Raw genomic sequence first — 13,554 nt, 5'->3', positions numbered from 1 at the left:
ACAGGAGGGGCGCGGAGCCCACGGCCCCGCGCCCCTCCTCCGTGCCGATGGTCAGCTCGCGGCGACGGCGATCTCGTTCGGCGTGACGTCGAGCTCGCCCGTGGCGACGACCTCTCCCGTGGTGAGGTCGACGGCGTGGATGCTGTCGGCGGCCGGGTCGGTCACGTAGGCGATGTCCCCGGCGACCGTGATCGCGGGGTGCGGGTCCTGCCACTCGACCGGGCTCTCCCAGGCGTCGACGACGGGGTAGGAGGCGGTCAGCTCGCCGGTCTCGGGGTCGAGGACGTGGATCGCGCCGTCCGAGGCGATCATGTACGCCAGGTCATCGGGGCCGCGGGCGACGCCGCGGAAGGTGTACTCGACGCCCTCGGGCAGGTCGACGACGTCGAGGGTCTTCGCCTCGGTGTCGATCAGCGCCACGCGGTGCAGGAGGTAGCCCTCGGCGTCGCGGTCGTCCTTGTAGTCGCCGACGATGATCGGGCTGGTCTCGCTGACCCAGGCGTTGCCCATGCGGCCGTACGGCTGGTCCGGAGCCTCGAGCTTCGTGATCTCGCCGCCGTCGTAGACCAGGGCGCCGTTCTCGCAGCCGAAGACGACGACCTCGTTCTCGGCCGTGCCCTCTCCGTGGACTCCGGGGCACTGGTCGTTCGTGGCCGTCACGGCGCCGGCGGCGTCGCGCACCTCGATGCCGTTGCGACCGTCGGCATCACCGACCGTGGTGAGGAAGGTGCCGTCCTCGAGGACGATCGAGACGCCGTGGTGCGCCTCGACTCCCGGGATGGTCTCGGTCTCGGGCATCCCGTCCGAGGACGCCAGGTCGGCGGTCTCGAGGACGGTCGTGTCGCTCGTGCCGTCGGCGTAGAGGACGGTCTTCCCGGCGTGCCGGACGACGTGGCCCGGAGTGTCCGCGGGGAAGACGATGTCCGTCAGCTCCGGCTCGCCGCCGGTGCCGGCGGCGGTGTCGAGGAGCGGGAACCCCTCGCTCATGGTGACCAGGACGTGGCGGTCGTCGCCGGCGGGGTTGAGGCGGGTGAACTCCTCGGAGTCCAGGTCCGCGACGGTCTCGAGGGTCTCGCCGTCGAGGACGAGGATGCCGCCCTCGTAGGCGACGGCGACGCGGGCGCCGGCGGCCGCCGCGGCCTCGGTGGCCGGCGCGGTGGACGCGGAGGACTCGGCGGCCGGGGTCGAGCTCGACGAGCAAGCCGCGAGGACCGTGATCGAGCAGGCGGCGATCAGGCCGAGGCCCGCCCGCCGGACGTGGGGATTCTGCATGGGTGCTTCTTCTTCCTGGTGGTGGATCGGAGGGCTCACGGGGAGAGCCCGGTGGCGATGCGCTGCGTGTTGACGCGCATCATGGCGAGGTAGTCGGGAGCGCCGCCCTCGGGCCCCGTCAGGGACTCCGTGAACAGCTCGACCACCTCCACGCGGATGTCGGCCTCGCTCGCCAGCGCCTGGACCAGGCGGTCGGGAGACGAGGACTCCGCGAAGATCGTGGGGACGCCGGTCTGCTCGACCGCGTCGACGAGATCGGCGAGGTCGGAGGCGGACGGCGCCGCGAGGGTCGTGCCTCCCGGGATGACGGCGCCGACGACGTCGAAGTCGAAGCGGTCGGCGAGGTACCCGAAGACGTGGTGGTTGGTGACGAGGGCGCGGCGCTCGGCGGGGATCGCGGCGAACGCCGCGGCCATCTCGGAGTCGAGCCGCTCGAGCTCGGCGCGGTAGCGGGCCGTCCGGTCCCGGACGGCGGCCGGATCGACGCCGTCGAGCGCGGCGAGCACGGGCCCGAGGGAGTCGACGACGTCGATCATCCGGCCGGGGTCCGTCCAGAAGTGCGAGTCCGGGCTCCCCTCCGCGTCTCCCTCGCTGTAGTCGAGGACGTCGACGGCGTCGCCGGCGACGAACGCGGGGACGTCCTCACCGGAGGCCTCGTCGAGGTGCTGCTGCAGGCCCTCCTCGAGTCCGAGCCCGTTCGAGACGACGAGGTCGGCGGAGCGCAGGCGCGCCGCCTCCTGCGCCGAGATCTCGAACGAGTGCGGGTCGGCGTCGGGCTTCATCAGCGTGACGACCTGCGCCTCATCGCCGACGAGCTCGCCCACGACGTCGCCGAGGATGTTGGTGGAGACGATGACGAGGGGCCTCTCGTCCTCCTCCGCGGACGTGCAGCCCGACAGGAGCAGGACCGCCGCGGCGGACGCGAGGGCCCAGCGGCGCCTCATCGGCCCGTCTCCGCCGTGAGGGCCGGCTCGGTGGCGGTCTCGAAGGTGCGGGCGAGGCGCGCGCCGTCCGCGTAGTCGATCTCGTGCAGCTTCCGCTCGGCGGGTGCGCTGAGGTAGGCCCGCTGCTGGTCGGCGATCAGGACGGGCCGCGAGCCGTCCGCGGTCGTGTCGGCGACGAGGGGCGCGGTCTCGGCGAGGACCGCGCCGTCGGAGCCGTCGAGCACCAGCACGCGGCCGTCGGCGGCGAGGGCGAGGACGGTCTCGTCCGCGTCGTCCACCGCGGTGACCTGCGCCAGCGGGGCGGGAGAGGGGAGGAGGCTCCAGGAGCGCTCCCGGGTGTCGAGGAGCCAGATGCCCGCGTCCCCGGCGAGGCCGGCGACCGTGGGGCGGCCCTCGCGGTTGTCGAAGGAGGCGGCGGGTGGCGCGGTGGTGCCGGCGGGGTAGGGGATCCGCTCGACGATGAGCTCCTCGTCCTCGATCGACGCCAGGAGTGCGCCGTCGGAGCAGCCGATGACGGCGCCGACGCGGGTGGTGATCGTCCCGGCGGGGTCGGGGCAGGCCTCGCGGAGGCCCGTCGGCTCGCCGTCCGAGTCGTAGCCGGCGACGGCCGCTCCGGATCCGGACCCCTCGGTCACCAGTGCGGACGAGCCGACGGGCACGACCATCCCGGGTCCGGGCTCGACGTCCTTCCGGAACCGCTCGACGATCGCCCCCTTCGACAGCGCCTCGGTGTCGAGGAGGACCGCCTCGCCGGTGTCGGGGAAGAAGAGTCCGGTTCCGCCGGTGGTCGAGAGGTTCGTCGTGGCGACGACGGCCGTCCCGGAGCCCTCGACCGTGCCGATCAGGCGGGGGTCCGCGCGGTAGTAGTGGAAGTGGTCCACGTGGTCCCAGGTCCACACGCCGCTGTCGACGATCTCGACGCCCGCATCGGTCTGGGCGAAGAGGTAGCGGCCGTCGGTCGTCATCGCGCTCGGTGCGCCGATGGTGCCGAGGCCGGTGACCGTCTCGTCGAGGAGGTCGAGGTGCGACACGGCGCCCGACGGGTCGATCGACGTCAGCCCCAGGCGCGGCTCGGCGAGCTCGACGGCGTTCGCGACGGGGCCGTGGCCGGAGCCCGTGTCGTCCGCGGCCGGCGCGGAGGCATTGGTCGAGCAGGCGGCCAGGCCCAGCGCGAGAGCGCCCAGGAGGACGGTGGAGGCGGTGGTTCGGGAGTGCACGGAGTCCTTTCGAGGGTGAGCGGGGGAGGAGCGGTGCCGGCAGGGCCTCATGCGGCGACCGGCTGAGGGCCCGACCGGGACGCGAGGGCCGACGCGGCCGAGCGGACCGCCCAGGACACCGCGGCGACCGCGATGGCCGTGCCGGCGACCGAGGCGCCCGCGGCCGTGGCCGCGTGCCAGGAGACGAGCAGGCCGACGAGCACGGAGGCCGCGCCGAGGATCGACGCGAGCAGCATCCGGGTCGGGATGCGCGTGGTCCAGTGACCGGCGGCCACCGCGGGAGCCAGCAGGAGCCCGACGACGAGGAGCGAGCCGACCGCCTGGTAGGAGGCGACGACGGCGAGGGTCACCAGGCCGACCAGCGCGGCCTGAGCCGAGCGCGGACCGAGGCCGAGCACCGCGGCGATGCGCGGATCCAGCGCCAGGGCGACGAGCGGGCGGTGGAAGGCCGCTGCGACGAGGAGGCCGACTCCGGCGGCGGCGGCGAGCAGCCCGATGTCGACGGGAGTGATCGCGAGGATGTCGCCGAAGAGGATCGAGGTCGCGTCCGTGGCGAAGCTGCCCGAGTGCGAGATCACGATGACCCCCAGCGCCAGCATGGCGACGAAGAGCAGGCCGATGCTGGTGTCGTAGGACAGTCGTCCGCGCCGCTGCAGGGCCGCGATGCCGAGGCTCATCAGCACCGCGCTGGCTGCGCCGCCCACGAGGACGGGCGCGCCGAGCACCGTCGCGAGGGCGACGCCGGGGAGCATCCCGTGGGCGAGCGCCTCGCCGAGGAAGGCCATCCCGCGGAGGACCACCCAGGTGCCGACGACGCCGCAGAGGACCGCGACGAGGACGCCGCCGAGGAGGGCGCGCTGGAGGAAGTCGAGAGCGAACGGCTCGAGGATTCCGGCGAGGAGGCTGAGCATGGTGCCCGACCGTACACGATAATGAGAACGGTTATCACTCCTGTACGCTCGTCGGGATGAACGTCTCACCCCTGCCCGAGCCCCCGGTCCGCCTCCGAGGCGCTCACGTCGACTTCGGCTCCCGCCGCGCTCTCGCGGGGGTCGATCTCGACGTCGCCGCGCGCTCGCTGACCGTGATCGCCGGGCCGAACGGCGCCGGCAAGTCGACGCTCCTGGAGGTGATCGCGGGAGTGCGTCCACTGACGTCCGGCACGCGGGACGTCACCGGAGCGATCGCCTTCGTGCCGCAGCGGGCGTCGATCCCGGACCGCCTCCCGGTCACGGTGCGCGACGTGGTCGCGGTGGGCACCTGGGGTCGGCTCGGCCGCCTCCGCCGCAGCGACGCGCGCGCGGCGGACGCGATCGCCACCGCGCTCGAGCGGATGGAGATCGCCGCGCTCGCCCGGGAGCCCTTCGCGGTGCTCTCCGGCGGTCAGCGGCAGCGGGCGCTCCTCGCCCAGGGGCTCGCCCGCGGGGCCGGCCTGCTGCTCCTGGACGAGCCCACCACCGGCCTCGACTCGGCGAGTGCGGAGCGGATCCGGTCGGTCCTGCGCGCGGAGGCGGACCGCGGCGCGACGGTGGTCTGCGTCTCGCACGACCCCGCCGTGCTGGCCGACGCCGACCGCGTCGTCGGACTCGTCGACGGGGCCCTCGCTCCGGCGGACCGATCCGTCACCCGCGGCCCGTGAGGCGGGGGCGCACGGGCCGTCCGTGACGGATCGCACCCGAGCGACGGGCCGCGGGCTGGGAGGATGGGGGGATGACCTCGACGCTGCTCGACCGCATGCCGACGCCCGACGCGGACGGGCGCGTCGACGACGACGCGGTCTACCTGGCCTTCACCGAGTGGGCGGAGTCGCGCGGCCTCCCGCTCTACCCGGCGCAGGACGAGTCCATGCTCGAGATCGCCTCCGGCTCCAACCTGATCCTCTCGACGCCCACCGGCACCGGCAAGTCGCTCGTCGCGATCGGCGCGCACGCCGCGGCGCTCGCCTCCGGACGCCGCAGCTTCTACACGGCGCCGATCAAGGCGCTCGTCTCCGAGAAGTTCTTCGCGCTGGTCGACGTCTTCGGCGCCTCCAACGTCGGGATGGTCACCGGCGACTCCTCGGTGAACGCCGACGCGCCGATCATCTGCTGCACGGCCGAGATCCTCGCGAACCTCGCGCTCCGGCACGGCGAGGACACCCCGGTCGACCAGGTCGTGATGGACGAGTTCCACTTCTACGCGGACCCGGCGCGCGGCTGGGCCTGGCAGGTGCCGCTGCTCACCCTCCCACACGTGCAGTTCGTGCTGATGTCGGCCACCCTCGGCGACGTGACGGCGCTCGCCGCCGACCTCAGCCGCCGTACGGGCCGGGAGACCGCCCGGGTCACCGGCGTGGAGCGCCCGGTGCCGCTGCACTACTTCTACGAGATCGCGCCGATCCACGACTCCATCGAGGAGCTGCTCTCGACGAACCAGTCGCCGGTCTACGTCGTGCACTTCTCGCAGGCGGCCGCTCTCGAGCGCGCGCAGGCGCTCACCAGCGCGAACATCGCCACCCGCGAGCACCGCGACCGCATCGCCGAGGTGATCGGCGGCTTCCGCTTCACCACCGCGTTCGGCAAGACCCTGTCCCGGCTGCTCCGGCTGGGGATCGGCGTGCACCACGCGGGCATGCTGCCGAAGTACCGCCGCCTGGTCGAGCAGCTCGCCCAGCAGGGCATGCTGCGCGTGATCTGCGGCACGGACACCCTCGGCGTCGGCATCAACGTCCCGATCCGCACCGTGCTGCTCACCGCGCTGACCAAGTACGACGGCACCCGGACCCGCCAGCTCTCGGCCCGCGAGTTCCACCAGATCGCCGGCCGCGCCGGTCGCGCGGGGTACGACACCGCCGGGACCGTGGTCGTGCAGGCCCCCGAGCACGAGTCCGAGAACCGGAAGGCTCTCGACAAGATGGGCGAGGACCCGAAGAAGCGGAGGAAGTGGGTCGCCAAGCGCGCGCCGCAGGGCTTCGTCAGCTGGGGCGAGCCGAGCTTCCGCAAGCTCGTCGACGCCGAGCCCGAGACGCTGACCTCGCACATGACGATCACGTCGGCGATGCTGCTGAACGTGATCGCCCGCGGCGGCGACGCCTACGCGAACGTGCACGCCCTGATCTTCGACAACCACGAGCCGTGGAAGCGGCAGCTGCAGCTCGCCCGCCGGGCGCTCGGCATCTACCGGACGCTGCGGGAGGCGGGCGTGGTCGAGCAGAGCGTCGGCGCCGACGGCGTGACCCGCATCCGCCTGACCGTCGACCTGCAGCCGAACTTCGCGCTCAACCAGCCGCTCTCGCCGTTCGCGCTGGCCGTGTTCGACGTTCTCGACCCGGAGTCGCCGAGCTTCGCGCTCGACGTGATCTCGGTGCTCGAGGCGACCCTCGACGACCCGCGCCCGATCCTGGGGGCCCAGCAGTTCCAGGCCCGCGGCGAGGCCGTCGCCGCGATGAAGGCCGACGGGATCGAGTACGAGGAGCGGATGGAGCTGCTCGAGTCCGTCACGCACCCCAAGCCGCTCGAGGAGCTCCTCGAGGCGACCTTCGAGACCTACACCGCGGCGCAGCCGTGGGTGAAGGACTTCGAGCTCTCGCCGAAGTCGGTCGTGCGCGACATGTACGAGCGGGCGATGTCCTTCGGCGAGTACACCGCGTTCTACAAGCTCTCCCGCTCGGAGGGACTGGTGCTGCGCTACCTGTCCGACGCGTTCCGCGCGGCCCGGCAGACCATCCCCGACGAGCTGAAGAACGAGGAGCTGCACGACCTGATCGAGTGGCTGGGCGAGCTCGTGCGCCAGGTCGACTCCTCGCTGGTCGACGAGTGGGAGGAGCTGGTCAATCCGGCGCTCCACGCGGCGGACCAGGCGATCGTGCCGCCCGCTCCGCGCCGCCTCACCGCGAACCACCGCGCCTTCCGCGTGCTGGTGCGCAACGAGATGTTCCGCCGGGTGACCCTCGCCGCCCTCGACGACCACGAGGCGCTCGGCGAGCTCGACGCCGCCGCCGGCTTCGACGCCGACGCGTGGGGCGCCGCGCTGGACGACTACTACGACGAGCACGACAGCATCGGCATCGGGCCCGACGCCCGGGGGCCGAAGATGCTGCTCGTCACGGAGGAGCCGACGCAGTGGCTCGTGCGGCAGATCTTCGACGATCCGGCCGGCGACCACGACTGGGGGATCTCGGCGACCGTCGACCTCGCCGAGTCGGACGAGCATGGTGCGGCCGTCGTCCGCGTCACCTCGGTCGGCCGCCTGGACTGATCAGCGGCCGCGCTTCTCCCGGCGCTGCATCTCGGCGGCGATGTCCGCCTCGGTGATCTCCTTGCGGGCGGGACCCCAGATCGACGCGGCCTGGCCGACGACGCCGATCCCGATCCCGATCATCGGCCAGATCGGCCAGAAGTAGCCGTCGGCCCCTGTGCCGACCCAGACGGCGGTCGTGATCGCCGAGACGCTCGCCCATCCGCCGACCGATCCCAGGAAGTCGCGGCGCCGCTTGACCTCGCGCACAGCGAGCGCGCGCTCGGCGTCCTCGACGCGGGCGGTCTCCACCTCCTCGCCGGAGGCGGCCGCCGGGACGACCTCCGCGGACCGGTCTCGCCGGGCGGACGGGTCCGGAGTTCCCCACTCGTTCGTCATGCGGCCAGCCTACGCACGGGCCGTCGGCAGCGGTACGCGGGCTTCAGGCGGCGGTACGCGGGCTCAGGGGGCGGCCGCCTGCTCCGGCTGGCAGTGCGGGCACCACCAGGTGCGGCGCTGCTCGGGGTCGTCGCGGACCTCGTCGCGGACGAGCACCGTCGTGCCGCAGCGCAGGCACGGGCGCCCGGCGCGCCCCGCGACCCAGTGCCGCTCGCCGCGGCGGGTGTCACCGGTGGTGGTCTGAAACATCCCCGGGATCGTGACGGAGGCGCGGAGGCCTCTCGCCGCGGTCGCCACGAGGGCGCGGACGTCGAGGGAGCCGATCGGCCGCCAGGGCCAGACCCCGCGGAGGAAGCAGACCTCGTTGGCCCAGAGGTTGCCGAGGCCCGCGAGGCAGCGCTGGTCGAGGAGTGCGGCGACGACGGGCCGGTCCGGGAGGCGGGAGAGGCGCCGGACGGCCTCGTCGGCGTCCCAGTCCGCGCGGAGCGGGTCGGGCCCGAGGTGCCCGACGGCGCGCGGCTCGTCGCGGGTGGCGAGGAGCTCGACGACCGGGAGGTCGATGCCCCACACGGTCGAGTCGTCGTCGAGGCGGAGGCGGACGCGGACGTCCTTCTGCACCGAGCGGGGGACCGCTCGGCCGGGAGCGGTCACGGTCCAGGAGCCCTGCATCCGCAGGTGGGTGTGCAGGGTCGTTCCGCCGGAGAAGCGGGTGAGGAGGTGCTTGCCGTGGGTGTCGTGCTCGAGGATCCTCAGCCCGGCGAGGGAGGTGCCGGCCGCGTCCCCGGAGCGCAGCTCGCCCTCGAGGACGGTGCGGCCGTCCGCCGCCCGCCTGAGGCGGGCAGCGAGACGGTGCACACTGTCTCCCTCGGGCATCCCCGAACTCTAGGAGCCGGAGCTCGTCGAGGTCAGGGGTCGCGCGGGATCAGGCGCCGCGGTACGCCTGCTTGTAGACGCGCTCGGTGCCGTCGGGCGCGGTGACCTCGATGGTCGCCGTGCCGGCCTTGATGGGCTTGAAGACGGTCACGGTCTTGACCGTGAACGACTGGCCGGGCTTGACCGTCTTCTTCGTCTTGCTGCCGTACGCCGTCGTGATCTCGATCGAGACCGTCTCGTCGCCGTTGTTCACCGCCGACACCGTCAGCGTCCGCACGACGGCGAGGCGCTTGGTGGAGGCGGTGGTCGCGACGTCGATGACCGTGACGGGCTCGGGCTCCGGGTCCGTCTGGGTCTCGGGCAGGTCGAGGCCGACGACGACCGGGTCGTGGTCGCTGGAGCGGTACGCCGAGGTGTCGTAGAAGATCGTCGCGTTGTAGTCGTAGCGGCTGTACTCCAGTGCCACGGACTCGCCGCTATTGATGTTCCAGGTGTCGACCCCGGTGACCGTCCTGTCGGCCGCGGGCGAGGCGAAGACGTGATCCAGCGAGCCGACCGCGCCGTCGAACGAGTACGAGTACTTGCCGTCCTTCGCACCCTGGTCGATGTAGCCGGCGTCGGTGATCACCTTCACCGGGTCCTCCTTCGAGTAGGCGTTGAAGTCGCCCAGCAGGTAGACGAGCTCGGTGGCCTTCTCGGTGCGGAGGCGGTCGGCGAAGGCGACGAGGGCGGTCGCCTGCTTCACGCGCGAGGCGTTCGAGGCGCCCTGGCCGTCGCCCTGGTCGGCGTCGGCGCCGGATCCGGAGCCCTTCGACTTGAAGTGGTTCACGATCGCGACGAACTCGCTGGCGCTGTCGCCGAGGAGGCGGAACTCCTGGGCGAGGGGCTTGCGGGCGTTCGAGAAGTTCACCGTGTCGTTGAGCACGACGGACTCGCCGACCGGCTCGATGACGGCCTTCTTGTAGATGAAGGCGGTGCGGATGACGTCCTCGTCCGCGAGCGCGGGGAGCGCTGCGGGGGAGGGTACGTAGGCCCAGACCTCGGAGCCGGCCGCCGTGTTCAGCGCGGCGGTCAGGGTGGCGAGGGCCTCGTCGCGCGGCTTGCCGAACTTGGCCGAGTTCTCGATCTCCTCGAGCGAGACGACGCCCGCGCCGAGGGTGTTGATCGCGGTCACGATCTTGGCCTGCTGGCGCTCGAGGTCATCGGCGTTCGCCGCTCCGCGGGCGTCGCAGCCGCTGTTGACCGTGACGGGGTCGCCGTCGCGGTCGGTGTAGAAGGTGCAGCCGGTGATCGAGTCGCCGGTGGTGGAGAAGTAGTTGAGCACGTTGAAGGACGCGATCGAGAGGTCGCCGCCGACGGCCTCGGGCTTCGCGGTCCGGGTGTTCGCGAAGGTCGCGGGCTGCACGTCGCCGGCGTTCTCGACGGTCAGCTGCGTGGTGGGCTGGAAGGCCCAGCCGCCGTTGCGGTAGTCGAGGACGACGGGGCGGGTGAAGGTCGCCGGAGCACCCACGCGGATCGGCGCGGTGGTGGTGAGGTAGGGCAGCGGGATCGCCTTGTTCGCGGCGGCGCCGAGGAAGTTGATCGAGGCGCCGTCGTCGAGGGTGATCGCGCGGGCGGCGTTGTCGGCGACGACGGCCGCGAGCTCCGGCGAGCCGGGGCGGGCGACCTCGGTCGGCGTGAGCAGCGGGGACGTGCCGGCGGCGAGGCCGACCGAGCCGAAGCTGTTCAGGTCGAAGGTGTCGGTGACCGTGTAGGCGCCCTGCGGAGCGATCAGCATGCTCTCGAGCACCTCGCGCTCGGCGGCGGTGCGGGGGAGCGCGACGGCGGCCGGGACCGGCGCTGCGGCGGCGTCGTCGAGCTTCACGACGGTCGCGGCCGAGGTCGGGGTGAGCTCGGTCAGGCCGTTGTACTCGCTCACCTCGCCGGTGATGCGCAGGTGGTCGCCGATCGCGACCGACCCGACGGAGGCGGAGGAGAAGACGAAGACGGCGTCGGAGGCCGTGCGCGAGCTCTCGCCGCCGGTGCCGGGGGTCTGGATGACGTAGCCGTTGTAGCCGCCGGACGGGTAGCGCGCGGTGACGACGCCGGAGGTGGTGACGGTGCTGCCGACGAGCGGCGACGCGTCGCCGGTGCCCTGGATCTCCGCGATGGAGACGGCCGGGATCTCGGCCGGCGGGGTGGTCGGCGGGGTAGTCGTCGGCGGCGTCGTGGGCTCGGGCTCGGATCCTCCGCCCGCGGCCTGCGGGGTCGGTGCGCCGAGCGCGAAGTCGGCCGAGTTGACGTCGGTGTCGCCGGTGGCGGTGTCTGCGCGGGCGATCGTCTGGGTGAGGGAGGGCACCGTGGCGACGGACGACTCGAAGGTGTTCGAGGTGCCGTAGCCGACGAGGTCGATCACCGCGTCCGGCTGGGCGGCGGCGCCGGTGGGCGGCGCCACGAGCGCCGAGGTCCCGTCGACGAGGAAGAGGGTGCCGCCCGCGGCGGCCATGTTGAGGCCGTTCGCGCTCTGGTCGGGCGTCGGCAGGGCCGCGCCGTTGGTGCCGTTGCTGGCGCCGGCGAGCAGGAAGTGGCCGCCGGCGGGCACCGAGCCGGTGAGCGGCACGGTCGTGGTGGGGTTCGCGGTGCCGGTCGCCGAGCGGTACTGGATCGAGAGGCCGCCGAGGGCGATCTCGGCGGCGGTGGGGTTGTAGAGCTCCACGTAGCGGTTGCTGAACGCGGCACCGGCGGAGCCTCCGCGGGCGAAGACCTCGCTGATGACGAGCTCGTCGCCCGAGGGCGCGGCCGCGGCGGAGGTCGCGACCAGCGGAGCGGCCGCCAGGGCCAGTCCGGTCAGGGCCGCCAGGCCGAGCCCGCGCCTCCGGCGGCGGTCGGGCGGGGTGGGAGAGTCGGGCATGGTGGTCCTCTCGATCGCCGCTCGGAAGAGCGGTCGCAGCGTCGTCGCCGCGCGGCGCGGCCGGCGCACCCCCGGAAGGGGCACGCATGGTCACGCTATGCAGTGCGGGTGCCCGGCCTGTGAACCGGACGTTTCATGAACGTAAACTCATCCACCGACATCGGGGCGCGCGGGTGCCGCTCGCGGCGCGTTCGCGGCTTCGCGGGCCACACTCGTCGGATGATCTCCTTCGAGCTGGCCCGTGCCCTGCGCACGGCGGGCGTGCGCTGGACGCCCCGCACCGGTGACCGCTTCCGCATCGAGCGGGAGGGCTTCGACGGCGACGTCTTCACCGTCAGCGACATGACCATCGAGGCGCACGAGTACCCGAGCGGGACCGTCCTCGGCTTCAACGGCACCACGGAATGGGCGCTCGACTCCGTCTCCCTGGAGGACTCGCTCTGGCTGCCGCGGGAGGACCAGCTGCGCGAGCTCCTCCGCGGGACCTTCCGCTCCCTCCGTCGCCTCGCCGAGCCGGAGACGCGGTTCGCCGTCGAGGTCGAGCTCGGCGGCCGGGCGCGGACCTTCGAGGACGCGGCGGCCGAGAACGCCTACGCGGAGGCGCTGCTCGCGCTGGTCAGCTCGGTCGCGGTCGACCTCGACGACGTGGACGAGCTGGACGCGGCCGACGAGCCCGACCGGGCGGCCGAGCGGGCCTGAGGCTCCGTCTGACCCCGACCCTCCGCATCCGGCGGGGCTAGGACGCCGCCTTCTCCGCCGCCGCGGTCTTCTTCGGGGTCCGCTTCTTCGCAGGCGCGTCGGCGCCCTTCTCCGTGTCGGCCTTCTTCGCCGCGGGCTTCTTCTTCGCGGCGGTCGTCGCCGGAGCCTTCGCCGCCTTCTTCGGGGCGGGCTTCGTCGCGGCCTTCTTCTCGGCGGGAGCCTCCTCCGCCGGCGCGCCCTTCGCCCCGCGGCTGCGCTCGACCGAGCGCTTGAGCGCCTCCATCAGGTCGAGCACCTCGCCGCCGCCCTCCTCCTCCGGCGCCTCGCCGAAGGTCGCGGCGGTGTCGAGGGCGTCGCCCTGCTCGATCTTGGCGTCGATCAGCGTGCGCAGCTCCTCCTGGTACGCGTCGTGGAACTTCGCGGCGTCGAAGTCCTCGGAGTAGGAGTCGACCAGGTGCGCCGACATCTCGAGCTCGCGCGCCGCGATCCGGGTGCTGCCCTCCAGCGACGGGAACTCGACCTCCCGCACCTCGTCCGCCCAGAGCAGGGTCTGCAGCATCAGGAGCTTGCCGCGCACGCGCAGCGCGGCGAGGCGGGTCTTCTGCCGCAGCGCGAACTCGACGATCGCGGTGCGGTCCGTCTGCTCGAGGGTGCGGCGCAGCAGGACGTAGGCCTTGGGGGAGGAGGAGTCGGGCTCCAGGATGTAGGCGCGGTCGAACATGATCGGGTCGACCTGCTCGCTGGGCACGAACTGCACGACGTCGATCTCGCGGTCGCGCTCCTCCGGCAGCGCCTTGAGCTCGTCCTTGGACAGGACCACGGTGCGCTCGCCGTCGTCGTAGGCCTTGTCGATGTGGTCGAAGGTGACGACCTCGCCGCAGATCTCGCACTTGCGCTGATACCGGATCCGCCCGCCGTCCTTGTCGTGGACCTGGTGCAGCGGGATGTCGTGGTCCTCGGTCGCGCTGTAGATCTTCACCGGCACGTTGACCAGGCCGAAGGTGATCGCGCCCTTCCAGATGGCTCGCATGCGCCCAGTGAACAC

The 13,554-nt window shown here is 72.8% G+C and carries 11 protein-coding genes; 3 read left to right on the top strand and 8 right to left on the bottom strand.

Going from position 1 to position 13,554, the window contains the following annotated elements; all coding sequences use genetic code 11:
• Positions 1-51: 51 nt before the first annotated feature.
• Genes aztD through aztB form a run of 4 tightly spaced genes read right to left on the bottom strand, consistent with a single transcriptional unit; the run spans position 52 to position 4,344 of the window.
• Complete coding sequence (aztD, locus tag C5C55_RS09250; RefSeq protein ID WP_104233712.1) at positions 52-1,272, bottom strand: zinc metallochaperone AztD; 1,221 nt, start codon at positions 1,270-1,272, stop codon at positions 52-54.
• Between the two features lie 35 nt (positions 1,273-1,307).
• Positions 1,308-2,216, bottom strand: coding sequence for a zinc ABC transporter substrate-binding protein AztC (aztC, locus tag C5C55_RS09245; protein WP_104233711.1), 909 nt, complete (start codon positions 2,214-2,216; stop codon positions 1,308-1,310).
• Entirely contained in the window at positions 2,213-3,433 is a 1,221-nt protein-coding gene (locus C5C55_RS09240; protein WP_104233710.1) for an ABC transporter, read from the bottom strand. The genes aztC and C5C55_RS09240 overlap by 4 nt, the downstream gene beginning before the upstream one ends.
• Before the next feature lie 47 nt (positions 3,434-3,480).
• A complete protein-coding gene (aztB, locus tag C5C55_RS09235; protein WP_104233709.1) occupies positions 3,481-4,344 on the bottom strand; it encodes a zinc ABC transporter permease AztB in 864 nt (287 codons plus the stop codon).
• A 56-nt stretch (positions 4,345-4,400) separates the two neighbouring features.
• Between aztB and aztA the strand changes: the two genes are divergently transcribed.
• Both aztA and C5C55_RS09225 read left to right on the top strand, forming a co-directional pair.
• A complete protein-coding gene (gene aztA, locus C5C55_RS09230; RefSeq protein ID WP_104233708.1) occupies positions 4,401-5,072 on the top strand; it encodes a zinc ABC transporter ATP-binding protein AztA in 672 nt (223 codons plus the stop codon).
• 71 nt (positions 5,073-5,143) lie between these two features.
• Positions 5,144-7,669: an RNA helicase gene (locus tag C5C55_RS09225; protein WP_104233707.1), complete on the top strand. Its 2,526-nt coding sequence runs from the start codon at positions 5,144-5,146 to the stop codon at positions 7,667-7,669.
• Here C5C55_RS09225 and C5C55_RS09220 read toward each other — a convergent pair whose 3' ends face one another.
• The 3 genes from C5C55_RS09220 to C5C55_RS09210 all read right to left on the bottom strand — a co-directional run bounded on the left by C5C55_RS09220 (position 7,670) and on the right by C5C55_RS09210 (position 11,810).
• Positions 7,670-8,047 carry a 2TM domain-containing protein gene (locus C5C55_RS09220; protein ID WP_104222259.1) on the bottom strand — a complete coding sequence of 126 codons (378 nt, stop codon included), beginning with the start codon at positions 8,045-8,047 and terminating at the stop codon, positions 7,670-7,672.
• Positions 8,048-8,110: 63 nt separating this feature from the next.
• Positions 8,111-8,920, bottom strand: a complete 810-nt coding sequence (locus C5C55_RS09215; protein WP_104222261.1) for a DNA-formamidopyrimidine glycosylase family protein — start codon at positions 8,918-8,920, stop codon at positions 8,111-8,113.
• A 49-nt stretch (positions 8,921-8,969) separates the two neighbouring features.
• Entirely contained in the window at positions 8,970-11,810 is a 2,841-nt protein-coding gene (locus tag C5C55_RS09210; RefSeq protein ID WP_104233706.1) for an ExeM/NucH family extracellular endonuclease, read from the bottom strand.
• 219 nt (positions 11,811-12,029) lie between these two features.
• Between C5C55_RS09210 and C5C55_RS09205 the strand changes: the two genes are divergently transcribed.
• On the top strand, positions 12,030-12,509 hold the full coding sequence (locus C5C55_RS09205; RefSeq protein ID WP_244229602.1) for a pilus assembly protein CpaE: 480 nt from the start codon (positions 12,030-12,032) through the stop codon (positions 12,507-12,509).
• Positions 12,510-12,546: 37 nt separating this feature from the next.
• Here C5C55_RS09205 and C5C55_RS09200 read toward each other — a convergent pair whose 3' ends face one another.
• Positions 12,547-13,539, bottom strand: coding sequence for a Ku protein (locus C5C55_RS09200; protein WP_104233705.1), 993 nt, complete (start codon positions 13,537-13,539; stop codon positions 12,547-12,549).
• Positions 13,540-13,554 lie beyond the last annotated feature (15 nt).

The sequence above is a fragment of the Rathayibacter sp. AY1C2 genome, assembly GCF_002931195.1.
GTDB lineage: Bacteria > Actinomycetota > Actinomycetes > Actinomycetales > Microbacteriaceae > Rathayibacter.
This window is presented reverse-complemented; position numbering and strand designations above follow the sequence as displayed.